Origin of the sequence: Streptomyces endophyticus (genome assembly GCF_035798155.1) — a bacterium.
In the GTDB taxonomy this organism is placed as follows: Bacteria; Actinomycetota; Actinomycetes; order Streptomycetales; family Streptomycetaceae; genus Streptomyces; species Streptomyces endophyticus.
This window is the reverse complement of the sequence record NZ_JAOZYC010000082.1, coordinates 1-23,112: the sequence shown is the minus strand read 5'-3', so window position 1 is coordinate 23,112 and position 23,112 is coordinate 1. Positions and strand designations below refer to the sequence as shown.

Annotated in this window: 22 protein-coding genes and 1 pseudogene; 17 read left to right on the top strand and 6 right to left on the bottom strand. The window is 72.0% G+C overall.

What is annotated here, in order from left to right:
• Window positions 1–81: 81 nt before the first annotated feature.
• A complete protein-coding gene (locus OKJ99_RS10250; protein WP_326015557.1) occupies window positions 82–1,119 on the bottom strand; it encodes an SEC-C domain-containing protein in 1,038 nt (345 codons plus the stop codon).
• Window positions 1,120–1,553: 434 nt separating this feature from the next.
• Between OKJ99_RS10250 and OKJ99_RS10245 the strand changes: the two genes are divergently transcribed.
• The 3 genes from OKJ99_RS10245 to OKJ99_RS10235 are packed head-to-tail and all read left to right on the top strand — an operon-like array spanning window position 1,554 to window position 4,099.
• The gene (locus OKJ99_RS10245) at window positions 1,554–2,360 is read left to right on the top strand and encodes a class E sortase (RefSeq protein ID WP_326015682.1); all 807 of its coding nucleotides are present in this window, start codon (window positions 1,554–1,556) and stop codon (window positions 2,358–2,360) included.
• A 30-nt stretch (window positions 2,361–2,390) separates the two neighbouring features.
• Window positions 2,391–2,594 carry a DUF3311 domain-containing protein gene (locus OKJ99_RS10240; RefSeq protein WP_326015556.1) on the top strand — a complete coding sequence of 68 codons (204 nt, stop codon included), beginning with the start codon at window positions 2,391–2,393 and terminating at the stop codon, window positions 2,592–2,594.
• Window positions 2,595–2,632: 38 nt separating this feature from the next.
• Window positions 2,633–4,099, top strand: coding sequence for a sodium:solute symporter family protein (locus OKJ99_RS10235; protein WP_326015681.1), 1,467 nt, complete (start codon window positions 2,633–2,635; stop codon window positions 4,097–4,099).
• Here the strand turns inward: OKJ99_RS10235 and OKJ99_RS10230 are convergent, their stop codons facing one another.
• Complete coding sequence (locus OKJ99_RS10230; RefSeq protein ID WP_326015555.1) at window positions 4,100–6,664, bottom strand: FtsX-like permease family protein; 2,565 nt, start codon at window positions 6,662–6,664, stop codon at window positions 4,100–4,102.
• Window positions 6,665–6,789: 125 nt separating this feature from the next.
• Window positions 6,790–8,199, bottom strand: a complete 1,410-nt coding sequence (locus tag OKJ99_RS10225; protein WP_326015554.1) for an MFS transporter — start codon at window positions 8,197–8,199, stop codon at window positions 6,790–6,792.
• A gap of 112 nt (window positions 8,200–8,311) precedes the next feature.
• On the opposite strand from OKJ99_RS10225, the gene OKJ99_RS10220 reads away from it, so the two are divergent.
• The 5 genes from OKJ99_RS10220 to OKJ99_RS10200 all read left to right on the top strand — a co-directional run bounded on the left by OKJ99_RS10220 (window position 8,312) and on the right by OKJ99_RS10200 (window position 12,534).
• The gene (locus tag OKJ99_RS10220; RefSeq protein ID WP_326015553.1) at window positions 8,312–8,839 is read left to right on the top strand and encodes a winged helix-turn-helix transcriptional regulator; all 528 of its coding nucleotides are present in this window, start codon (window positions 8,312–8,314) and stop codon (window positions 8,837–8,839) included.
• 54 nt (window positions 8,840–8,893) lie between these two features.
• A complete protein-coding gene (locus OKJ99_RS10215) occupies window positions 8,894–9,211 on the top strand; it encodes a DUF6412 domain-containing protein (RefSeq protein ID WP_326015552.1) in 318 nt (105 codons plus the stop codon).
• A gap of 113 nt (window positions 9,212–9,324) precedes the next feature.
• A complete protein-coding gene (locus tag OKJ99_RS10210) occupies window positions 9,325–10,092 on the top strand; it encodes a YidC/Oxa1 family membrane protein insertase (protein WP_326015551.1) in 768 nt (255 codons plus the stop codon).
• A 143-nt stretch (window positions 10,093–10,235) separates the two neighbouring features.
• Window positions 10,236–11,093, top strand: a complete 858-nt coding sequence (locus tag OKJ99_RS10205; protein WP_326015550.1) for a fumarylacetoacetate hydrolase family protein — start codon at window positions 10,236–10,238, stop codon at window positions 11,091–11,093.
• Between the two features lie 85 nt (window positions 11,094–11,178).
• Window positions 11,179–12,534, top strand: a complete 1,356-nt coding sequence (locus OKJ99_RS10200) for a cytochrome P450 (RefSeq protein WP_326015549.1) — start codon at window positions 11,179–11,181, stop codon at window positions 12,532–12,534.
• Here OKJ99_RS10200 and OKJ99_RS10195 read toward each other — a convergent pair.
• Together OKJ99_RS10195 and OKJ99_RS10190 are read right to left on the bottom strand one after the other, a co-directional pair.
• Window positions 12,518–12,997 (bottom strand): heme-degrading domain-containing protein, encoded by a 480-nt coding sequence (locus OKJ99_RS10195; protein ID WP_326015680.1) that lies wholly within the window; start codon window positions 12,995–12,997, stop codon window positions 12,518–12,520. The genes OKJ99_RS10200 and OKJ99_RS10195 overlap by 17 nt on opposite strands.
• 11 nt (window positions 12,998–13,008) lie before the next feature.
• Complete coding sequence (locus tag OKJ99_RS10190) at window positions 13,009–14,091, bottom strand: Gfo/Idh/MocA family protein (RefSeq protein WP_326015678.1); 1,083 nt, start codon at window positions 14,089–14,091, stop codon at window positions 13,009–13,011.
• Between the two features lie 116 nt (window positions 14,092–14,207).
• Here OKJ99_RS10190 and OKJ99_RS10185 point away from each other — a divergent pair, with 116 nt between their 5' ends.
• From OKJ99_RS10185 to OKJ99_RS10155, 7 genes are all read left to right on the top strand, one after another.
• Entirely contained in the window at window positions 14,208–15,311 is a 1,104-nt protein-coding gene (locus tag OKJ99_RS10185; RefSeq protein WP_326015548.1) for an ROK family transcriptional regulator, read from the top strand.
• 404 nt (window positions 15,312–15,715) lie between these two features.
• Window positions 15,716–16,420 (top strand): hypothetical protein, encoded by a 705-nt coding sequence (locus OKJ99_RS10180; protein WP_326015547.1) that lies wholly within the window; start codon window positions 15,716–15,718, stop codon window positions 16,418–16,420.
• 139 nt (window positions 16,421–16,559) lie between these two features.
• Complete coding sequence (locus OKJ99_RS10175) at window positions 16,560–17,327, top strand: GntR family transcriptional regulator (protein WP_326015546.1); 768 nt, start codon at window positions 16,560–16,562, stop codon at window positions 17,325–17,327.
• 147 nt (window positions 17,328–17,474) lie between these two features.
• Window positions 17,475–18,572 (top strand): ABC transporter ATP-binding protein, encoded by a 1,098-nt coding sequence (locus tag OKJ99_RS10170; RefSeq protein WP_326015545.1) that lies wholly within the window; start codon window positions 17,475–17,477, stop codon window positions 18,570–18,572.
• A complete protein-coding gene (locus OKJ99_RS10165) occupies window positions 18,565–19,437 on the top strand; it encodes a 2-aminoethylphosphonate ABC transporter permease subunit (protein ID WP_326015544.1) in 873 nt (290 codons plus the stop codon). Before OKJ99_RS10170 ends, OKJ99_RS10165 begins: the two co-directional genes overlap by 8 nt.
• Complete coding sequence (locus tag OKJ99_RS10160) at window positions 19,424–20,221, top strand: ABC transporter permease (RefSeq protein WP_326015543.1); 798 nt, start codon at window positions 19,424–19,426, stop codon at window positions 20,219–20,221. The genes OKJ99_RS10165 and OKJ99_RS10160 overlap by 14 nt, the downstream gene beginning before the upstream one ends.
• Window positions 20,222–20,262: 41 nt before the next feature.
• Window positions 20,263–21,324, top strand: a complete 1,062-nt coding sequence (locus OKJ99_RS10155; RefSeq protein ID WP_326015542.1) for a 2-aminoethylphosphonate ABC transporter substrate-binding protein — start codon at window positions 20,263–20,265, stop codon at window positions 21,322–21,324.
• 33 nt (window positions 21,325–21,357) lie between these two features.
• Here OKJ99_RS10155 and OKJ99_RS10150 read toward each other — a convergent pair whose 3' ends face one another.
• Window positions 21,358–22,137, bottom strand: coding sequence for an HAD-IIA family hydrolase (locus OKJ99_RS10150; protein WP_326015541.1), 780 nt, complete (start codon window positions 22,135–22,137; stop codon window positions 21,358–21,360).
• Between the two features lie 135 nt (window positions 22,138–22,272).
• Between OKJ99_RS10150 and OKJ99_RS10145 the strand changes: the two genes are divergently transcribed.
• Together OKJ99_RS10145 and OKJ99_RS10140 are read left to right on the top strand one after the other, a co-directional pair.
• The gene (locus tag OKJ99_RS10145) at window positions 22,273–22,860 is read left to right on the top strand and encodes a hypothetical protein (protein WP_326015540.1); all 588 of its coding nucleotides are present in this window, start codon (window positions 22,273–22,275) and stop codon (window positions 22,858–22,860) included.
• A gap of 7 nt (window positions 22,861–22,867) precedes the next feature.
• Window positions 22,868–23,112 (top strand): annotated as a pseudogene (locus tag OKJ99_RS10140) (class F sortase); the annotation flags it as partial.

Sequence of the window (23,112 nt, the reverse complement as noted above, 5' to 3'; positions counted from 1 at the left end):
CCCTAGCCCTCAAAACGGAGGGCTTAGGGCCCTAACGATCCGATATCAGGAGCGTGAGGGGCGCGTCTCAGGAGTGTGGCCTCAGGCTCCGATCCCGTGGCACGACGCATAGGAGTTCCCCGACCCGCACCAGCACTCCGCCCCCGCCGCCGGAGGCCACCCCACCGCACGCCCCCGCGCCGCCAGCGTCGTCGCGTACTGGGGCAGCAGCGACACGTCCTCCGGTGAGGAGTTCTCGGATGCCGCGAAGGCCTCGTAGGAGGGGAGCGTGCCCGTGACGATGCCTACGTTGGCTGTGCCCGATGCCGTCAGTTCCCTCAGGGAGGCCTCCGTCGACGCCAAGTGGGTCTCGTACGAGGGGTATTCCGAGGTCAGGGACGGGTATGCCGACAGGAGTTCCGTGTATTCCTGCGACGGCCAGTGGAGCACCGCCACCGGGAAGGGGCGCGACAGGGCCTCCCGATACGTGCCCAACTCCGCGCGCAGGCGGGAGATCTCGGCCTGGAGTTCCGCCGGGTTCTCCGAGCCGAGTGCCCACGTGCGCTTCGGGTCGTGGAGTTCGTCCAGGGAGACCGAGGTGCGGTTGGCCTGGTCGGCGAGTGCGTCCCACGCGTCGTGCTCCACCCCGAGCATGCGGCGCACGCGGTGGCGGCCGAGGAGCAAGGGGTGTTTCGGCAGGGGGACTCCCGAATCCCGCTCCGACTCCGGGACCAGGAGTTCCAGGCCCTCCGTGAACGTGGCGTGGGCCTCTTCCAGTTCGTCGTGGGCTTCGAGGGACTCCGCCACGATCACCCACGGCGCCGGGTCCCGCGGGGCCGCCGTGCGGACACCCGTGATGATCGCCCGGGCCTCCGCCTCGTGGCCGTACTCCCACAGGTTCGCGGCCTTGAGCGCGCGGATCAGGGCAGGGGACTGCGGAGCCTCGGCGGACAGCAGGCCGTCGTAGAGGGTCGTCGCGCGGTCGCGGGCCTCGGCCAGTTCGTAGTGGGCCGCGGCCTGGAGGAGCAGGTGCTCCGCGTCCTCCGGGTACATCGCCGCCGTGCGCTCCAGGCGCTCGGCTTCCGCGACATGGTTCGCACGGTCGGTCTCGGCGGGCGTGGCAGGGGTGTCGGGGCGCATGGGGGACACCGTACTGCCGGAACCTTGACGAGGGACCCGCCCGATCGGGTCGCGCGCACCCGCGGCCGTCGGGCGCGGGGCACCCATGTCCATCGGGTGCGGGGCACCCATGTCCATCGGGTGCGGGGCACCCATGTCCATCGGGCGTGCCCACGTGCCCACGTGCCCACGTGCCCACGGCCGTCGGGCGCAGTCGCGTCCGTTGGGCGCACCCATGGCCGTCGGCGCGCACCCACGGCCGTGGCTGCACATCCACGTGCCCACGGCCGCCGCGAACCCCTGCCACCGCCGCGCACCCCCGTCACCGCCGCGCGCCCCCACGTCGCCCCCACGCCTCCCGCCCGCCTCCCGCCCGCCGCCCACCCGCTCCCCACGCACTGCCTCTGGCGACTTCGCGCCCCGCGATCTATCTTGCGCGCGTGCTGTTGCCGCGTATGCGTACCGATCGGCCCGCTGTCGTCACCCAAGGACCCTCGCGGCGGTCCTCCGCCCGCCGCGTGCTGTGGAACGGGGCCGAGGTCGCCGTCACCCTCGGTCTCGTCGTGCTGCTGCTCGTCGTGCACCAGTTGTGGTGGACCAATCGGCAGGCCAGGGCCGGCGCGGACCGGCAGGTGCAGGCCCTTGAGCGGCAGTGGGGGGACGGTTCGTCCTCCGGGGCCTCCGGGTCCTCCGAGGGCACCGAACCCGTCGCCGGTGCCGCCGAGCCCACCGACACCCCCACCGCCACCCCGAGCGACGATCCCTCTGTCACCCCGGACGCCCGTGCCAAGCCCGCGCCCCGGCCCAACTGGGACCAGGCCTACGCCGTCCTCGGCATCCCCCGCCTCGGCCTGCGCGCCCCCGTCGCCCAGGGGATCAGCAAGTCCGCCGTCCTCAACCAGGGCTACGTGGGCCACTATCCGGGCACCGCGCAGCCGGGCGGCGCCGGGAACTTCGCGCTCGCCGGGCACCGGAACACGCACGGCGAACCGTTCCGGTACATCAACCGGTTGCGGCGCGGCGACACCCTCACCGTCGAGACGAAGTCGGCCTCGTACACGTACGTCGTCGACAAGACGCTCGCGCAGACCTCGGCCGGTGACGGGGGTGTGATCAATCCCGTGCCGCGCAGTGGCGTCGTGCCGGGGGCCGGGTACCAGAGTCCCGGGTACTACATCACTCTCACCACCTGTACGCCCGAGTTCACGTCCAAGTACCGGCTCATCGTGTGGGGGAAGCTCAGCGCCATGCGTCCGAGGTAAGCGGGTGCACCCCCGATAGGCTGCCGTTTCGTGATCAAACGGCCCCATCTGCTCTGGCTCCTCGTCCCCTTCGTGCTCTACGTCGGCGCGCTGCCCTTCGTGAACCGCGTCGAACCCGTCGTGTTCGGACTGCCGTTCCTGTTCGCGTGGCTGCTGGGCGCCACGCTGCTCACTCCCGTCGCCACCTGGCTCACCTGGCGCGGGGACCGCAGGATGCGCGAGGCCTCGCAGTGAGCAACGCCGCCGTCGCCACCACCCTCTTCGGCGTCTTCATGGTCGCCACCGTCGCTCTGGGGCTGCTCGCCGTACGCGGCAAGGGCAGCGGCGGAGGGCTCGCCGAGTGGTCCGTGGGCGGGCGGTCGCTGGGGGCCGTGTTCGTGTGGGTGCTGATGGCGGGGGAGGGGTACACCAGCTTCAGCTATCTCGGTGCTGCCGGGTGGGGGTACAACTACGGCGCTCCCGTGCTCTACGTCGTCGCCTATATGTCCTGCGGGTACGCCATCGGGTACGTCGTCGGACCGCTGTTGTGGTCGTACGCGCGGACACACGGGCTCGTGAGCATCACGGACATGGTGGCCCACCGGTACCGCAGGCCCTGGCTCGGCGCCGGCGTCGCCGTCCTCGTCACCGTGTTCCTGCTCCCGTACATCCAGTTGCAGATCACGGGGATGGGCGTCGTCGTCTCGACGATCTCGTACGGTGCCGTCAGCCTCAACTGGGCCTATTTCATCGGCTTCGCCGTCACCACGCTCTTCGTCGTGGTGAGCGGGCTGCGGGGGAGCGCCTGGGTCTCCGTCCTCAAGGACCTGCTCGTCATCGTGACGCTCGCCTTTCTCGCCCTCTACGTACCGCTGCACTACTTCGACGGCTACGGGCCGTTCCTCGACCGGCTCGTCGAGGAGAAGAGTGCGTGGCTGACGTTGCCGGGGAGCGGGGGATCGCCTTACGGGAAAGGGTGGTTCGCCACCACCACCGTCCTGAACGCTCTCACCGTCGTCATCTTCCCGACCACCGTCGCCGGGTATCTGGGCGCCCGGAGCGCCGACGCCCTGCGGCGCAACGCGATGTGGCTGCCCGCCTACAACGTGCTGCTGTTCGTGCCGATGCTGCTCGGGATGGCGGCCCTGTTCGTCGTTCCGGGGCTCACCGGGGCCGACTCGAATCTCGCGCTCTTCAAGCTCGTCGTCGACTCCCTCCCCGCGTGGGTCGTGGGGATCGTCGGGGTCGCGGCCGCGCTGTCGTCGATCGTGCCGATGGCCGTCTTCATGCTGGTCATCGGGACGATGTGGGGGAGCAGCGTGATGTCGCTCGTGCCGCGGTGGCGGGGGTCGTCGGAGGCCTCGTCGCGGGCGCAGAAGGCCGGGTCGCAGGTCGTGGTCGTCGTCGCCGGGTCGGCCGCGCTCGTCCTCACGTACGCCGCGCCCAACACGCTCGTCCGGCTCTCCCTCATCTCGTACGAGGGGATGGCGCAGCTCGTGCCGATGTTGCTGATCGGCCTGGTGTGGCGGAGGCTGAGTCTCGTCGGGGCGTTGAGCGGGCTTGTCGTCGGGGTCGGGATCGTGTGCGGGCTCGTGTTCACCGGGCGCGATCCGGTGTTCGGGGTGAACGCCGGGATCGTCGCGCTCGCCGTCAATCTCGTCGTGACGCTGGTGGTGACGTACGCGTTCCCGGCGGACCGGGACGAGCGGGCGGACGAGGACGTGCTCGCCCGGGATCCCATCGGCGCGGCGGCCGGGTAGCTACTCCTGCGCCCCGGCCGCCTCCACCGGCCGGGTGCGCAGCGCCGCCCAGGCCGGCAGCAGCGTCGCGGTCAGTGACAGCGTGACGGCACCGGCCACGATCGCCCCGTAGATCCACCAAGGCCCGGACGGCATCCAGGTGTTCGCCGCCGCGTGGGCGAAGGGGAACAGTGAGGTGCTCGCGGCCGCCGTGCCGAGCAGCAGGCCGATCGCGGCGACGATCAGGGCCTCAATGGTCAACATCTTCATGACCTGGCCCTTCGTGGAGCCGACCAGCCGCTGGAGGGCGAACTCGCGGCGGCGGTTGGCTACGGAGAGGACCAGCGTGTTCACCACCGCGAGCACCGTGTAGGCCACGATCATCGCGATCAGCAGGTAGTTGATCCAGGCCTGCGTCTGCGCGTCCTCGGCGGTGGCCTCGATCAGCGACTCGCGGTCGGTGACGTCGAGTCCCGGTGCGAGGGCCGCGAGAGACGGGACGGCCGAGGACGACGCCCGGACCAGGATCTGCGCGGGCCGCCCCAGGTCCGTGTGGGCCGCGAGCAGCTCGGCGGGCAGGAAGGCCGTCTCGTAGCCGGGGCGGCCCTCGAAGAGCGCGACGATGCGGACATCGACCTCGCCGCGGTCGCCGAGGCGGAGCGGGAAGCTGTCGCCGACCGCCTTGTGCAGCTCGCGGGCCCGCTCGGTGGTCAGCGCCACGGTGTTCCCGTCGAGTTCTTCGAGGCTGCCCGCGACCGGTCGTACGGCCGTGGTGAGGGAGGCCTGCCGCGCGCTGACGCCCTGGAGCGGGATGCCGTCCTCCCCGGTCGCACCGTCGATGAAGCCCGTGCTCGTGGCGTAGGCACTCGCCGCCTCGACGCCCTTGGTGCGGCGGACCTCGGCCAGGAGCGCGTCCGAGACGCCGCCCGCCGCCGGGGAAAGCACCGCGTCCGCGCGGAGGTTGGCCGCGTACGCCGACTTCGTGGCCTCGATCTGCGTGGTCTGGAGATAGAGGTTGCCGGTCGCGATGCCCGTCGCCAGCATCAGCGGCGTCACCGCGGCGGCCATGCGGACGGCGCGGACCCGGGCGTGCGAGACGGCCAGCTTTCCGCCGGCTCCGGTGAACCAGCGCACGGGGCCGCCGATCAGCCACGCCATCAGCTTGGTGAGGCCCGGTCCGAGCAGCGCGAACCCGATGACGGCGCACAGCACGGTCGGTCCCGCGGTGCTGCCCGCGATCGGCCCGTCGAAGAGCAGGACGGTGAGGATCGCCAGCGCGGTGGCCCCGGACAGGAACAGGACGGCCAGGACGATCCGCAGCGGGTGCGCCCAGCGCAGCTGCACCTCGGCCTCCCGCAGTGCCTCCACCGGCCTGACGTTCACCCCGCGCCGGGCGCCGATCCAGCCGCCGAGGAGCGCGGTGATCAGCAGCGCACCACCCGCGGCCACGGCCGGGATCCAGCCCTGCGCGTACGTCACGGATTCGGAGACGAAGCCCGTGCCCTGGAACTCGCCGAACAGCCATCGGCCCACCGGCGGTCCCGCGAACCAGCCCGCGCCCGCCGCGGCCACGGCGACCATCAGCGTCTCGGTCAGCAGCATCCGCCGCAGCTGGCGCTGCGTCGAGCCGATGGACCGCAGCAGCCCGAACTCCCGGCGCCGCTGGCCCACCGACAGCGCGACCGTCCCGGACACCACCATGATCGCGACGATGGTGGTCATCCCGCCGAACGCCCCCGCCAGCGCCACCAGATCGGTGCCGCCGGTCAGCACCTCGGGGAATTCCACGGTGCCCCTGCCGTCGCCGGACACGACCTTGAGCGGCTGCCCGTCGAGCGCCGCGGCGACCCGATCGCGTACGTCACCGAGGTCCGTGCCGGAGTCCGTCCGTACGGCGATGTCCGCGACGGCGGGGGCGAGCGCCTGTGCGGCGTCGTCGGTGAGGAACAGCGCCGCCCGGTCCATCTTCTGGGCGGCCTTCACCACCGCGCTCACGGTGTACGTCCGCGTACCGGCCCCGGCCGCGATCCGGACCTCGGCACCGGGACCTACGCCCGCGGCCCGAGCCGTCCCGGCGTCCAGCGCCACCTCGCCGTGCCGGGCCGGTGCCCTGCCCTCGACGATTCCGTACGGCGCGAAGGCGGCCGAGGCCCAGCCGTGCGCCTGCGCCTGCGCCTGCGCCTTCACCGGGCCGGCTCCGTCCCGTGCTTCCCGTACGCCTCGTACGTCCCGTGTGTCCCGTGCTTCCCGTACGAGCGCCGCGTCGAAGGTCCGCTCGGCGACGGCCTCGCGGACGCCCTCGACGCCCCGCACCCGGTCGAGTGCCGCGGCGGGTACGGGCACCCGCTCGGGCATGATCGCCGGGTCCTCGGTGTCGTCACCCCTGGCGGGCGGGGTCACCGACCGGTCGCCCGTCACCACGAGGTCGGCCCGTGCGAGCCGCTGCGCGGGCGCGTTGTTGCGTACGCCGGTCTCCAGCAGTCCACCGCAGGTCATCACGGTGACCGTGCCGAGGAAGAGTGCGAGGAAGGTGGCCGTGAGGCTCTTTCCCCGGTACCGGATGGTGCGCCTGGCCAGCTTCCACATGTCCCCTCGTCCCCTCCGCCCGATCGCACCGAGCGCACCGATCACGCTAGGGACGTGGGTCGCCCGCGCCCATGGGAGTGGCGCCCGTGTGCGGGGTGGGGAGAACCCCCGCAACGGGACCGGGTTCAGGCCCGATCGGGCGCCAACCGCCGTTCCCGCAGCGCGAGCAGCAGGCCCGCCGCCGCGAGGGCCAGGACGCCGGAGGCGATCAGTGCCGCGTTCGTGCCCTGGGCCAGCGCGTGCGTCGATGTGCCGCTCGACGTGGCGACCGCGATCATCAGGGCCACGCCCGCCGCCGAACCGATGTAGCGGGACGTGTTGTTGGCGCCCGAGCCCATCGCCGCCCGGCCGGCCGGTACCGAGTCGACCGCGAGCAGCGGCAGCGCGGCGTTCAGCAGGCCGCTGCCGATCCCGGAGACGACGAGCCCCGGCAGCAGGCGCGGCCAGTTGCCCGAGCCGGCCGCGCCCAGCATCGTCGCCACGGCCAGCGCGTGCAGTACGAAACCGGCGGCGAGCTGGTGGCGCGGCGAGACCCGGCCCGCGAGCCGCCTGGCCTGGAGCGCCACCACGAACGACGTCCCGGACCAGAGCACGAACAGGCCCGCCGTGCCCATCGCCGTCACGCCCATCGTGTGCTGCAGGAGTGTGGGTACGTAGCTGAAGAACGCCACGACGGCGAAACCGGTGAAGAAGGCGCCCGCGGTGGAGGCGAGGAAGAGCGGGCGGCGCAGCAGCGACAGGTCGATCATCGGCGTGCGGGTGCGGCGCTCGATGGCCGCGAATGCCGTCAGGAGTACGGCTGTTGTCGCCAGTAGTACGCCGATGGGGGCGCGCAGCCAGCCGTCGCGGCCGAGCGTGAGCGCCGCGAGGAGGGCGACCAGGGCGAGGCCGAGCGTGAGGGCGCCGGGCAGGTCGGGGCGGCCGCCGCGTGGGGAGCGGGACTCGGTGAGCGCCCGCGGTGCCCATACCGCCACGACGACCGTGGCCAGGGCGAACACCCCGTACGCCCAGCGCCAGTTGGCGAGGTCCGTGACGGCGCCCGCCACCAATGGGCCGAGCGCGATGCCGCCGCTGACGAACGCGCCCCACACCCCGGTGGCCCTGATCCGGCCCGCCGGGCTCGGGAACGCGTGCACCAGCAGGCCCAGGCTCGCGGCGAGGATCGCGGCCGACGCGGCGCCCTGTGCGATCCGGGCGAGCGTGAACAGGAGGGTGTTCGTGGCGAGCGCCCCGAGCGCCGTCGTGACGGCGAGCAGGGCGGTGCCGAGGACGAACGCGCGGCGCCGCCCGTAGTCGTCGGCGAGGCTGCCCGCGACCAGGAGCAGCGCGGCGAGGCCGAGCGGGGTGCCGTTCAGCAGCCAGGCCTGGGCGGAGAGGCCGGTGTGCAGGGAGGCGGCCGTGTCGGCGAGCGTGATCGCCGGTGCGCTGTATGTCATCAGGGTCACCGCCGTCGCCGCGCTCGTGACGGCGAGGGTGGCGACGGGGCGGGCAGGGGCGGGGGCCTGCGTGGCCTGCGCGAGCACGTGCTGCGACATCGGTGGACCCATCCAGTCATAGGTTCAGTGAATGAACTTACTGAGTGGCACGACCGTAGCACGGTAGGTTCGGTCATTGAACCTATGCCTGGAGCGTGGCTACAGTGAGGGCATGGCTCTCGGCAAGGACTACGCGACACAGGAGTGCTCCATCGCCCGCGCGCTGGAGATCGTCGGAGAGCGCTGGACGCTGCTCGTCGTGCGCGACGCGCTCTACGGAGTGCGGCGTTACAACGACTTCCTCGTCCACCTCGGCATCCCGCGCGCCGTCCTCGCCGCACGGCTGCAGGCGCTCACCGCGGCCGGGGTCCTGGAGAAGCGCCGCTACCAGGAGTCGCCGCCGCGCGACGAGTACGTCCTCACCGAACACGGGCGCGGGCTGTGGTCCGTGCTGCGCTCGCTCGGGGCGTGGGGGCGGACGATCCCCGGGACCTTGCCGCCGCGTGAGTTCCGGCACGCCCTGTGCGGCACCCCGCTCGGCGTCGTGGGGGAGTGCGCGACCTGTGGCGGCCTCGTGCCGCTGGAGGAGGTCGAGATGCTGCCGGGCGCCGGGCTCGACCCGGACCCCGCAGATCCGGTCAGCCGGGCGCTGCTCGAACCGCGACGCCTCCTTCAGCCGGTCGTGACCGAGCCTGTATAACTGGCGGGACACCCCGAACCGGAAAGGCGCGGGAGCGGGAGAGGAGGCAGGCGCATGGCACGCACGACCAAGTCGTCCGTGACGCTGCGGCCCGTCGCCCTGCTGCTCTTCGTCCTCCTCGGTTCGGCGCTCGTCGACACCGGCAGCCTCGTCGGCGCCGTCGCGCTCGCCGCGACCGCCGCCGCGGGCTCCGCGCTCGCCTCCTGCGCCGTCCTGGCCGCGCGCTCCGCGCCCGCCGTGGCGACCACCCGCGTCCGCACCGCCATCCGCGACCGCGAGCGGCGCACCGCGTTCCTGCCGCAGCGCGATCCCGACGCCTCGGGCCGTCCCAGGCCCCGAGCACCGGGACGTCTCGTCCCGACGGCCTGCTGAACCTTCGAACCCTTCGGTTCCGCAGTCCGTCACGCCGACTCACTTCGCGATCTTCGAAATCTTCGCGACCTTCCTGATGTCAGGCACGACGAGACCCCCCGGAGGGCTCATCCATGTCGTCGTTCATGTCCGTATTCGCCAGCCTGGTCGAGCATCTGGCCGACCTCCTCCAGCCGCTGCTGCACACCTCCGCCACCGCCGCGGCGATCGTCCTGTTCACCGCGTTCGTACGCCTCCTCGTCCACCCCCTGTCGCGGGCCGCGGCCCGCGGGCAGCGCGAACGGGCCAAGCTCCAGCCGCGCATCGCCGAACTGCGCAAGAAGCACAAGAGCAGCCCCGAGACGATGCAGAAGGCGATCATGGAGCTGCACCGCGAGGAGAAGGTCTCCCCGCTGACCGGCTGCCTGCCGATGCTCTTCCAGATGCCGGCGTTCTTCCTGCTCTACCACCTGTTCTCCAACCGCAGCATCGGCGACGAGCCCAACGCGCTGCTCGGCCACACCCTCGGCGCGGCCCCGCTCGGCGGCCGGTTCCATGACGCGCTCGCGCACGGCGGGCTCCTCGGGGAGCAGGGGCTCGTCTACGTGGCGCTGTTCGCGCTCGTCGCCACCGTCGCGACCTTCAACTACCGGCGCACGAAGCGGCAGATGGCGCAGGCGCCGACGCCCGGGGCCGATGCGGGGCAGCCGGTGCCGGGCATGGCGGCGATGGGCAAGTTCATGCCGCTGATGTCCTTCTTCACCCTCTTCACGGTGGCCTTCGTGCCGCTCGCCGCCGCGCTGTACGTCGTCACGTCGACGACGTGGAGTTCGATCGAGCGGGCCGTGCTCTACCGGGACATGCCGTACGGCGCCGGGGTGGCGGCCGCGCCCGCGCTCTGAGTGAGCCGAGCGGTCGCCCGGGTCCAGTCCGTGAACGGGGTATTGCGGACTGGACGTTCTCCTTGGAGGATCAACCAGTCCTCCGATGGCTGCACGCCGCACCGGGCCGTGGAGGCTCCTCCTACTGCAGAGGGAGTTACACCATGAAGCTGCTGCGAGTCGGTCCCGCCGGAGCCGAGCGCCCCGCGCTGCTCGACGCCGAGGGAACCCTGCGCGACCTGTCGCAACTCGTCACGGACGTCGACGGGACGCTGCTCGCCGACGACGCCGCGATCGAGCGCGTACGGGCCGCTGCCGCGGCCGGGGAGCTGCCCGTCCTCGACGCGTCGGGGCTGCGGATCGGTCCGCCGGTGGCCCGGATCGGCAAGGTCGTGTGCATCGGGCTGAACTACCACGACCACGCGGCGGAGACCGGCGCCGAGCCGCCCGCCGAGCCGGTCGTGTTCTTCAAGGCGGCCGACACGGTCGTCGGACCCGACGACACGGTCCTCGTACCGCGCGGCTCCGTGAAGACCGACTGGGAGGTGGAGCTCGCCATCGTCATCGGGCACACGGCCCGCTACGTCGAGTCCCACGAGGCCGCCCTCGCGTGCGTCGCCGGATACGCGGTCGCGCACGACGTGTCGGAGCGCGAGTTCCAGATCGAGCGCGGCGGCACGTGGGACAAGGGCAAGAACTGCGAGACGTTCAACCCGCTCGGCCCCTGGCTCGTGACCTCCGACGAGGTCCCGGACCCGCAGGCGCTCGGCCTGCGGCTGTGGGTGAACGGCGAACTGAAGCAGGACGGCAGCACGGCCGACCAGATCTTCCCGGTCGCCGAAGTCGTGCGCTACGTAAGCCAGTTCATGACCCTGTACCCCGGCGACGTCATCAACACCGGTACGCCGGCGGGCGTCGCCATGGGCCAGCCCGAGCCGAAGCCCTATCTGCGGGCGGGCGACGTGGTGGAACTGGAGATCGACGGCCTCGGCCGCCAGCGACAGGAGCTCAAGGGGGCGTAGGCCGCGGGGCCTTGCCCACGTGAAGATTGCGCGAGGGTCGTTGCGCCCCTTTGCCGACCTGCAAAGGGGCGCGCACCCTTCGGTAGTGACAGTTACCACCGAAGCGCCCATACCCGCCGGGACCCCGCTCCTCGGCTCCATGCTCGACCTGAAGCGCGATGCGCTCGGGACCTTTCTGCGAGCGCGTGAAACCCACGGTGACGTGGTCAAGTTCCTTGCGGGGCCGCCCGGGCTGCGTCGCACCATGTACGGGCTGTTCTCCGCCGAGGCCGCGCAGCAGGTGCTCGCCACGGAGTCGGCCAACTTCCGCAAGGACAACTACTTCTACGAGGTGCTGCGCAGCACCTTCGGCAACGGCCTGCTGACCAGCCAGGACGATACGTACATGCGTCAACGTCGGCTCATCCAGCCGCTGTTCACGCCGCGCGGCATCCGCGCCTACGACACGGCCATCACCGGTGAGGCGGCGGCCACCGCCGAGGGGTGGCGCGGGCAGGACGTCGTGGACGTGGCCGAGGAGATGGAGCGCTTCACGCTGCGGGCCGTCGCCCGGATCCTGTTCGGCGCCGACATCGACACCGCCGTGCCGGCCGTCCGCCGCTTCTTCCCCGAGATCAGCGAGACCTCGCTGCGGCGGGCCTACGGCGCGGGCATCGTCAAGCCCACCTGGCCGACGCCGCGCAACCGTCGCTTCGACTCCGCCTGCGAGGAGTTGTACGCCGTCTGCGACACCCTGATCGCGGAGCGCAGGGCCGCCGACGAACCGGGCGGCGACCTGCTCGGGCTGCTGATCAAGGCGCGTACCGAGGACGGCGAGACGCTCTCGCCCGACGAGATCCGCGACCAGGTGCTGGTCTTCCTGCTCGCCGGGCACGAGACGACCTCGACCTCGCTCACCTTCGCCCTGCACCTGCTCGGCCGGAACCCGGACGCCCAGAAGCGCATGCACGAGGAGATCGACGCGGTCCTCACCGAGGGGCGTCCGCCGCAGGCCGGTGACCTCGACCGCATGCCGTACACCGAGCGCGTGATCAAGGAGGCGATGCGGCTGTACCCGGCCGCCGCCGCGACCGGCCGACAGGCGGTCGCCGACACCGAGGTCGACGGTGTGCACATCCCCGCGGGCTCCGACGTCACCGTCTCCGCCTACGTCACGCACCGCGACCCCGCGTACTGGCCGGACCCGATGCGCTTCGACCCGGACCGCTTCCTGCCGGAGGCGGAGCAGAGCCGCCACCGGTACGCCTGGATGCCCTTCGGTGGCGGCCCGCGGGCCTGCATCGGCGCGCAGTTCGCGATGCTCGAATCGGTCCTCGGCCTCGCCGTGCTGCTTCAGGCGTACGAGGTCGAGGCGGTGGACGACCGGGAGATCGCGACGGCGTTCGGCATCACGATGCGCCCGGCCGAACCGGTGCGGCTGCGGCTCACACCGCGGAGCTGAACCGCTCCAGCGCCGCCACCACCAGCTTGTGGTCCTCGATCTGCGGCAGCCCCGAGACCACCACAGTGCCGACAACTCCCGCTCCCCGTACGGAGATCGGGAAGGCGCCGCCGTGGGCCGCGTACGTGTCCGGGTCGAGGCGCGAGGCGTCCTCGAACGTCGTGCCCTTGGCCCGGAAGCGGCTGCCGACCAGGTAGGACGAGGCGTGGTAGCGCTCCACGACGCGGCGTTTGCGGGCGATCCACGCGTCGTTGTCCGGGGCCGAACCCGGCAGCGCCGCGTGGAACAGCTGCTGGCCGCCGCGCGTGATGTCGATCGCGACCGGCGCCTGCCGCTCGCGCGCGAGGCCCACGAGCAGGTTGCCGAGGGCCCAGGCGTCGTCGTACGTGAAGGAGTCCAGGACGAGTCGGCGCTCCTGGTCCTCCAACTCGGGGATCTGGGGAGCATTTTCGGGGGTGGCCATAACCGGCTTCGTCACAGCTTCACCGTCACAGCGTCGCGGGCCGAGACGCGGGCCGCCTCCAGGACGTCGAGCGCGTCGGCGGCCTGCGTGGCGGGCACCGGGTTCGGGGTGCCGTCGCGCAGCGCCGCGGCGATGGCGGCGTAGTACGCGGGGTAGTCGCCGTCGACCGTCGCTAGCGGGCGGCCGCCGCCCGTCAGCGGGGACTCGCCTGAGCCGACCCGGCCCCACAGCGATTCGTCCTCGACGCCCCACGGCTGGCCGGCCGTCGGGCGCTTGCCGTCGCGCAGCGCGGCTTCCTGCGGGTCGAGCCCGTACTTCACGTAGCCCGCCTGCGAGCCGAGCACGCGGAAGCGCGGGCCGAGTTGGGCGGTGGTGGCGGAGGCGTACAGGTGCGAGCGCACCCCGTTCGCGTGGGTGATCGCGATGAACGTGTCGTCGTCGGCCTCGGCGCCGGGGCGGCGCACGTCCGACTCGGCGTAGACGGAGACGGCCGGGCCGAACAGGACCAGGGCCTGGTCGACGACGTGGCTGCCGAGGTCGTACAGGAGGCCGCCGATCTCCTCCGGGTTGCCGGACTCGCGCCAGCCGCCCTTGGGCTGCGGGCGCCAGCGCTCGAAGCGCGACTCGAAGCGCCAGACGTCGCCCAACTCACCGTCCGCGAGCAGCTTTTGGAGGGTCAGGAAGTCGTTGTCCCAGCGGCGGTTCTGGAAGACCGACAGGAGGACGCCCTGCTTGTCGGCCAGCTCCGCGAGCTCGCGCGCCTCGGCCGCGGTGCCCGCGACCGGCTTGTCGACGACGACCGGGAGGCCCGCGGCGATGGCGGCCTTCGCGAGCGGCACGTGCGTCTTGTTCGGTGACGCGATGACGATCAGGTCAAGCTCGTCCGCGTGCTGCCACAGCTCGTCGGGGGAGGCCACGAAGCGCAGGTCGTCGCCGTGCTCGGCGCGCGCCTGGGCCTGCCGCTCGGGGTTCGACGTGACGACCGTGTCCAGGGTCAGGCCCTCGGTCGCGGCGATCAGCGGGGCGTGGAAGACGGAGCCCGCCAGGCCGTAGCCGACCAGGCCCACGCGCGAAGGGGCACCCGTACCGGTCATGCGTTCTTCCATACGATCCATGCCATTACGATCCATGCCTTCCACTTAAGCAACGGTGTTGCCAAAGTGCAAGCGCGGGGGACAATGGGCTGGTGGCTACAGACGTGAGGAGGACCATGGCGGCGACGGTGGGCGCGAACCTGAGCGCCCTGCGCGGGCACAACGCGGCGCTCGTGCTCGATCTGCTGCGGACGGCGGGGGAGGCGGGGATAAGCCGCCTGGAGCTCGCCGAGCGCACCGGGCTCACCCCGCAGGCCGTCAGCAAGATCACGGCGCGGCTCAGGGGGGAAGGCCTCGCGGTCGAGGCCGGCCGCCGGGCCTCCACCGGGGGCAAGCCGCGCACCGTCCTGCGGCTGCTCGCGGGCGCCGCGCACGCGGTCGGCCTGCACCTGGACCGCGACGAGCTGCACACGGTGCTCGCCGATCTGTCCGGGGCGGTCGTCGCGGCGCGGCGGGCCCCGCTCGACCTCGGCGCGGGCTCCGACGCGGTGCTCGCGGCCGCCGCCTGTGAGGTCGACGCGCTGCTCGACGCGGACGGGGGCCAGCGGGTCCTCGGCGTCGGCGTCGCCGTGCCGGGGCCGCTCGACCACACCGACGGGGTGCTGCACCGGGTCACCGGTTTCCCGCAGTGGGACGGCTTCCCGCTGCGGGAAGCGCTCACGGAACGACTCGGCCTCCCGGTCGTCGTGGACAAGGACACGAACGCGGCGGCGCTCGGGTTGGCCCTGGAGGGCGGGGGCGAGCGCTCCTTCGCCTACCTCCACCTCGGCACCGGGCTCGGCGCGGGCCTCGTCCTCGACGGCGCGCTCTACCGCGGCGCGCGCACCGGTGCGGGGGAATTCGGCCACCAGGTGATCCAGCTGGACGGCCCGCGGTGCAGCTGCGGCAACCGGGGCTGCATCGAGGCGCTCTGCCTCGCGGCGGTGGCCTCCGGCGGGGACCGGGGGTTGGACGAGGCCGCGCGGGTGCTCGGCGAGGGGGCGGCGAACCTGGTGAGCCTGCTCGACATCGACGCGGTGCTGCTCGGCGGGCGCACGGTGGCGGCGCACGAGAAGCGTTTCGTACGCGGGGTGGAACAGGTCCTCGCGGCCCGCGCCGGGCGTGAGGGCGGTGGCCCCGCGATACCCGTCCGGGCGGCACCCGGCGGCGAAACCCAGGCGGTCGAGGGCGCGGCCCACATGATCCTGGCCCCCCTCTTCGGCCGCGAAGCCCCGTCGTAACGGTTGCGCGGCACCGGGAGCCGCCTTGCCCACCCTGCCGCCCAAGGCGGCAGATTGCCCAAGGCGGGTGCGGCACCCCGTGCGGCCCACGCCCCCGGAGGGGGCGGGTGGTGGGAGATGGGCGGGGCAAATCAGCCCCTGCGGCGATTGAGCAGCGGGGTCCGGGGCGGAGCCCCGAGGCCGTAACGCCGGTTCCGCAAATCAAGCCCCGCTCTTGGACGGGAGCCCGCGGGGTCCGGGGCGGAGCCCCGAGGCCGTAACGACGGTGCCGGTAAAGGGTCTCGGCTGGGCCGATCGGGGGATTTACACGCGCGCCGCACCGCACAAGCCCGGCCCCGGCGCACCGCGATGGAAAAGTTCTGGCCCACGACTGTCGGCAACTCCGCGACCAGTGAAGGGCTTTCATGCGACTGCGCCGCCCGCTCACCCTCGGCGTCACCGCCATCGCCGCCTCCGCCCTCACCTCACTCGGCCCCACACACGTGGCCGACGCCGACACCGGCACCAGGGCCTGCGCCGCCGACAAGCGCGGCGACTTCCCGATCGACACCCGCATCGACGAGGGCCCCGCCACCTACCACCCCGGCGACGCCCCCCGGCACTTCTCGCTCGACCTCACCAACACCACCGCCGCCCGCTGCGCCGACCTCCACCCCGTCCTCGTACTGGTCGACGAGACCCGGAAGCTGACGCCGAAGCGCATCACGATGGAGTTCCGCGACGCGGGCCGCTGGCGTCCCGTGACCGTCGAGCGGACCCACCGGGACGAGAACATCGGCGTCTTCGACGGCTTCCCCGGGTTCTCGGTCGGCGCGGGCGAGACGGTCACCGTCGACGTCCGCCTCGCGTTCGCCGACGACACCCGACCCGACCAGGTCGTCGCCAACGCCGCGCTCGTCCGGCGCAAGGACGACGACGGCGACTGGGTGGGCGAGTCCGACGACTACCCGTTCACCATCGAAGAGGCCGCGGGCCCGACCCTCGCGGACGAACTCGCACGGACGGGCCCGCGCGCCCTGCTCGGACTGGGGGTCGCGGCCGGCACCCTCCTCCTCGCCGGCACGACCCTCGTGGTGGGAGCCCGGCGGCTCCGCGTCGGCGGACGCTGAGCCCCGGCCCACCACCGGCCCGGCCGCCGCCCCAGCCGAACACGCGCGGCGGCCGGGCCCAAGGGGACACAGGCAGACGCGAGACGGACGCGAGACGGGCGTAAGACAGGTGTTCACCCACGTCTGCGACCATCCCCGCGTGGACTACCCGAACGACCAGGCCCCCGGCGCCCCCGTGCGCGACGGCATCCCCGAGCACGGACGCATCCCGAAGTACTACGCCGTGAAGGCCCAAATCGCCGCACTGCTCAGCGAGTTGAACGAGGGGGAGCCCCTTCCCGTCGAGCGCGAACTCGCCCTGCGCTACGAAGTGGCCCGCGAGACCGTACGGCAGGCGCTGCGCGAGCTGCTGCTCGAAGGGCGGCTGCGGCGCCACGGCAGGGGCACCGTCGTCGCGGGCCCGAAGCTGGCGCAGCCGCTCTCCCTCGCCTCGTACACGGAGGGCGTGCGCCGACAGGGCCGACGCCCGGGGCGCGCCCTCATCGGCCTCGAACGCTTCCCGTGCCCGCCCGCGCTCGCCGCCGAGATCGGCCTCGAACACGGCGAACCCGTCTGGCACATGGAGCGCGTGCTGCTCGCCGACGACGAGCGCGTCGGCCTGGAGTCGACCTACGTGCCCGTGGCCCGGGTGCCGCGCCTGGACGTCGAGTTCGACCCCGACTCCTCGTTCTACTCCTACGTCCACGACCGCGTCGGCATCGAGTTCGGCTCGGCCGACGAGCGCATCGAGACGGTGCTCGCGACCCCGCGCGAGGCCCTGCTCATCGGCACGCCGCCCGCGCTGCCGATGCTGCTCATCCACCGGATCTCGTACGACACCGGGCGCCGCGCCGTGGAGCGGGTGCGGACGCTTTACCGGGGGGACCGCTTCTCGTTCACCGCGCGTTTGGGCTCGGACGGCTGGTAACCCGCCTTCTCCCGACGGGAGTTGATCTTCCGCACATCCCCCACATAACAAAACAATAACGGGTCTGGTCCAAGCTTGGGTGCCCGTTCACCGTCCCGTTGCCGCGCCGCTTCGCGCGGGACACCCGCCGCCAGGAGCGTGGCCGCCGTGAGAGACAACGACCAGAAGCTGAGCGGCATCCGGTTCGACCGGGTGTCGGTCGCGTACGGCGGCACCACCGTTCTCGACTCCCTCGACCTGACCGTCGAGCCCGGCGAGGTGATGGCCCTCCTCGGCCCCTCGGGCTCGGGGAAGACCACCGCGCTGCGCGCCGTCGCCGGGTTCGTGCGGCCCGCGTCCGGGCGGGTGCTGCTCGGCGGGCGCGACGTCACCGACCTGCCGCCGCACCGGCGCGGCATCGGCATGGTCGTGCAGAGTTACGCGCTCTTCCCGCACCTGCGCGTCGAGGACAACGTCGCCTTCGGGATGCGGGCGCAGAAGGTGCCGAAGAGCGAGATCCCCGCGCGCGTCGCCGAAGCCCTCGAACTGACCGGCATGGCCGCCTATGCCAAGCGCTACCCGCGCGAACTCTCCGGCGGCCAGCAGCAGCGCGTCGCCATCGCGCGCGCCCTCGCCGTCCGGCCCGGTGTGCTGCTGCTCGACGAGCCGCTGTCCGCGCTCGACGCGACACTCCGCTCCGGGATGCTCGCCGAACTGGCGCGCCTGCACCGCGAGTTGCCCGGCGTCTCGATCCTGTACGTCACCCACGACCAGGTCGAGGCGCTCACCCTCGCCGACCGCATCGCCGTCATGGACCAGGCCCGCCTCCAGGACGTCGGCACACCGCAGGACCTGTACCGGCGCCCGCGCACCGAGTTCACCGCCTCCTTCGTCGGCAACGCCAACCTCCTTCCGGTGCGGGTCGGTTCGGCCGGCAAGGACACGGTCTCCTTCGGCTCGACCGAACTGAAGGTCCCGGCACGGGGCGACGTGGCGGCGGGAGCCACCGCCACGCTCTGCGTCCGCCCGCACCTCGTCGGCCTCGGCGAAGGCCCCAACTCCCTTACGGGAGAGGTCTCCGAGGTCCAGTGGCGCGGCTCCACGCACCGCCTCTACGTCGACGTCGAAGGCCATCGCGTCAAGGCCGACCTGCGCGAACTGCGGGAGCCGCCGACGCTCGGAGAGCGGGTCACGGTGCACTTCGCGCCCGAGGACGCGGTGCTGCTCGGCGCCGGGGTCTCGTCGGAGGTGGGTGCACATGGCTAGCGCCACGCTCGCCGCGCCCCGGCAGAGCGCGACCAAGTCCCGTACGAGGAGCAGCGGTTGGATATGGGCCCTGCCGCCCGTTGCCGCCCTCGCGGTCGTCTTCCTCTACCCGCTCTTCCTCGTCGTCCAGCAGTCGCTCACCCCCGACACGGGCGGCACCTCCCTCAAGCCGTACGCCGATGTCTTCGCGTCCTCCGCGTTCCGCGAGGCGCTCGGCACGACGGTGTGGCTCGCCGTCGGATCCACGGTCGGCTGCCTCGTCCTCGGCTTCGCGCTCGCGCTGATCGTCGCGTTCGTGCCGTTCCCCGGCGCGAAGGCGGTCGCCCGCTTCATCGACGTGTTCCTGTCCTTCCCGTCCTTCCTGATCACGCTCGCCCTGCTCTTCGTATACGGGCAGGTGGGCATGGCCAACGGGCTGTGGACGGACGCCACGGGCGCCGCCTCCGGCCCCTTCCAGTTCCTGGCCACGCCGTGGGGCGTGCTGCTCGCCGAGATCACCTACTTCACGCCGTTCGTGATGCGCCCGCTGCTCGCCGCGTTCTCGCAGGTCGACACGGGGCAGCTGGAGGTCGCCGCGTCGCTCGGGGCGCGACCCGCCCGGATCGCGGCGCAGGTGATCCTGCCGGAGGCGCTGCCCGCGCTGGCCGCCGGCGGTTCGCTGGTCCTCGTCCTGTGCCTCAACGAGTTCGGGATCGTCCTCTTCACCGGCGCCAAGGGCGTCACGACGCTGCCGACCCTCGTCTACAGCAAGGCGATCCTCGAGTCCGACTACCCGGGCGCGTGCGTCGTCGCGGTCGTCAACGTCCTTGTCTCCGTGAGCCTTTACGGCCTGTACCGGGTGGTGAGCCGTCGTGCTCGTTCATAGCAAGGCCGGCAGGTGGGCCACTTGGACGGTCTTCTTCGTCCTCTTCCTGCCCCTCTTCGCCCTTCCGCTCCTCGTCGTCCTCGCCGCGTCGTTCGCCACGAACTGGTCCGGCGCCCTGCCCTCCGGCTTCACCGGCGGGCACTACTCCGCCGCCACCAGCGGCGACTCCCTCACCGCCCTGACCACCAGCCTGGTCACGGCCGTCACCGCGAGCGTGCTCGCACTGGTCGTCGGCGGATGGGCCGCGCTCGCCGCCGCAGCGCTCAAGAAGCGCGGGCGGCGCGTGCTGGACGCCCTGTTCATGCTTCCGGTCGCCGTGCCGTCCGTGGTCGTGGGACTCGCCGTCCTCGTGGCGTTCAGCCGGCCGCCGATGCTGCTCAACGGCACCCGCTGGATCGTGATCATCGCCCACACGATCCTGGTCACCGCGTTCGCGTACCAGTCCGTCTCGGCCGCCCTCCAGCGCCTCGACCCTGCGTACGAACAGGCCGCGGCCTCGCTGGGGGCCCGCCCCGCGTACGTCCTGTGGAAGGTGAAGCTGCCACTGCTCCTGCCCTCCCTGAACGCCGCCGCGGGCCTCTGCTTCGCCCTGTCCATGGGCGAGTTGAGCGCCACGATGATGCTCTACCCGCCGGACTGGATGCCGCTCCCGGTGCAGATCTACGCGACCACCGACCGCGGCTCCCTGTTCACCGGCTCCGCGATCGCGGTGGTCCTGATGGCCGCCACGCTGCTCGTCCTGCTGGCCTTCTCGCGGATCCGCACCAAGGCCTCGTACCGCTGAATCCCTCAAAACGCTCACGGACTACGGGAGTTCACCACGCCATGCGCAAGAACACGCTCACCACCGTCGCCGCCGCCACCGGCGCTCTCGCCCTCGCCGCGACCCTGACCGGCTGCGGCGGCAGCTCCGCCGCCTCCGACGAGAAGGCCGTCACCGTCTACAGCGCCGACGGCCTCAAGGGCGAGAACGGCGACGGCTGGTACGACAAGGTCTTCAAGGACTTCACCAAGAAGACCGGCATCAAGGTCAACTACGTGGAGGGCGGCTCCGGCGAGATGGTGCAGCGCGCCGTCCGCGAGAAGGTCAACACCCAGGCCGACGTCCTCGTCACGCTGCCGCCCTTCATCCAGCAGGCCGACAGCAAGGGCCTGTTGGCGAAGTACGCGCCCAAGGGCTCGGACCAGGTCGACGGCGCCGACAAGGCGGCCAACGGCACCTGGACGTCCGTCGTGAACAACTACTTCGGCTTCGTCCACAACAAGAAGGAGCTGAAGACCCCGCCCGCCACCTGGGAGCAGCTCCTCGACGCCACGTACAAGAACAAGCTCCAGTACTCCACGCCCGGCATCGCGGGCGACGGCACCGCCCTGCTGGTCAAGGCCATGCACGACTTCGGCGGCAAGGAACAGGCCATGGTCTACCTGAAGAAGCTCCAGGCCAACAACGTCGGCCCGTCGGCCTCCACCGGCAAGCTGGCGCCCAAGGTCGACAAGGGTGAACTCCTCGTCGCCAACGGGGACGTGCAGATGAACTACGCCCAGTCCAAGGACATGCCGAACCTCGGCATCTGGTTCCCGAAGAAGGCCTCGGGCAAGCCGACTTCCTTCGCCCTGCCGTACGCGGGTGGCCTCGTGAAGAACGCCCCGCACACCGCCAACGGCAAGAAGCTCCTGGACTTCATGCTCGCCGCGAAGCAGCAGAAGCAGGTCAGCTCCGTCGGCGGCGGCTTCTCGCCGCGCGCCGATGTGCAGGCCACCGACGACAACGCCGTCGAACTCGCCAAGATCATGGACGGTGTGCAGATCTTCGAGCCGGACTGGAACGACATCGCCAAGAACCTCCAGACGTACGTGGACGACTGGAAGACGGCGACCGGCAGCTGAGAACCAGCACCGGCCGCCGTACGGAACCCGGCGTCAGACCAGGTCGACGAGGTCCGCGATCGAGTCGGTCACCGTGGTCGGCCGGAACGGGAAGCGGTCGATGTCCGCCTTGCTGGTCAGCCCGGTCAGCACGAGATACGTCGTCATCCCGGCCTCCAGGCCCGCGAGCACGTCCGTGTCCATCCGGTCGCCGATCATGGCGCTGGACTCCGAGTGCGCCCCGATGGCATTGAGCCCGGTCCGCATCATCAGCGGATTCGGCTTCCCGACGAAGTACGGGTCCTTGCCGGTCGCCTTGGTGATCAGCGCCGCTACCGAGCCCGTCGCGGGCAGCACGCCCTCCGTGGAGGGGCCGGTGTTGTCGGGGTTGGTGGCGATGAACCGGGCCCCGCCGTTGATCAGCCGGATCGCCTTGGTCAGCGACTCGAAGGAATACGTACGGGTCTCACCGAGGATCACGAAGTCGGGGTCGGAGTCGCTGAGGATGTACCCGGCCTCGTGCAGCGCCGTCGTCAGACCCGCCTCGCCGATCACATACGCCGTGCCGTTCGGCCGCTGGCTGTGGACGAACCTGGCCGTCGCGAGGGCGGAGGTCCAGATGTTCTCGACCGGGACCTCCAGGCCGATGCGGTTCAGGCGGGCGTGCAGGTCACGGGCCGTGTACATCGAGTTGTTCGTGAGGACGAGGAACGGCTTGCCCGAGTCCCGCAGCTTCTTGATGAACGCGTCCGCGCCCGGGATCGGCACCCCCTCGTGCATGAGGACCCCGTCCATGTCGGTCAGCCACGATTCGATGGGCTTGGGCTCTGCCATGTGTGCGGACTCCTCGGCGCTCGATCGACTGACTGCCATCGTATGCACCTGCCTCGGCAGGTGTGACGTGGCACGGGAGCCTCTCGGGATGCGGACGGCGGCAGAAAGCGTGACCCTGCCTAGAGGAGGTTCACGATGCGTACAGGACTGCTTGCTGTCGGTATCGCGGGGGCGGCCGTCCTGGTGACCGCACCGGCGACCGCGGCCCAGGCGGCCGACGACGGCGCGACGATCACCGTCACCCCGCGTGCCGCGCCCGCGGGCACCGATGTCGACCTGCGGGTGACCGGCTGCGACGGCGCCACGGGCAGCGCAAGCTCCACGGCCTTCGTATCCCCGGCCCGGCTCGCGCCCTCCGCCGACGACCCCACCCTGTTCGCCGAGGCCCGCGTGAAGTCCACCGCCGCGCCCGACACCTACCCGGTCTCGGTGACCTGCGACGGAGCCGAGGGCAAGGTCACCGGCACCCTCCGGGTCGTCGACGGATCCGCCGCCGGCGCCTCGCCCGCCTCGTCCCCGACCGCCCCCGTGCACGCGGGCGGCGGCGGTACCGCCGAACGGCAGGCGCTCGCCGTCCACCGGGCCCCGACGGCCGCCCCCAGCGAGGGCCCCGGCACCCGGCACGCCCTCATCGGGCTCGGCCTCGCCGCGATCGCCGCCGTCGCCGTGGCCGTCCGCAGCGTGCGCCGCCGCAGGTCACCCGGTTCACCGACGAGGCACTGAGCCCGCCATGAGTGACCGGTCGCAGGGGGCCGGGCGGCTCCTCACGGGGGTCGCCTGGGTGCTGCTGCTGCTCGGCCTGTGGCTGTGGGGCCACGGCGCCACCGACCTCAACCTGTCCTCGCCGACCACCGGGGACGCGGCCGCCGTCGGCCGCCCGTCGGATGTCCGCCTGCCACCCGCCCACCGGCCGGTCGAGGGCGCGGACCCGCGGCGCGTCGACATCGCGGCGCTGCGCGTCCAGGCGCCCGTCGT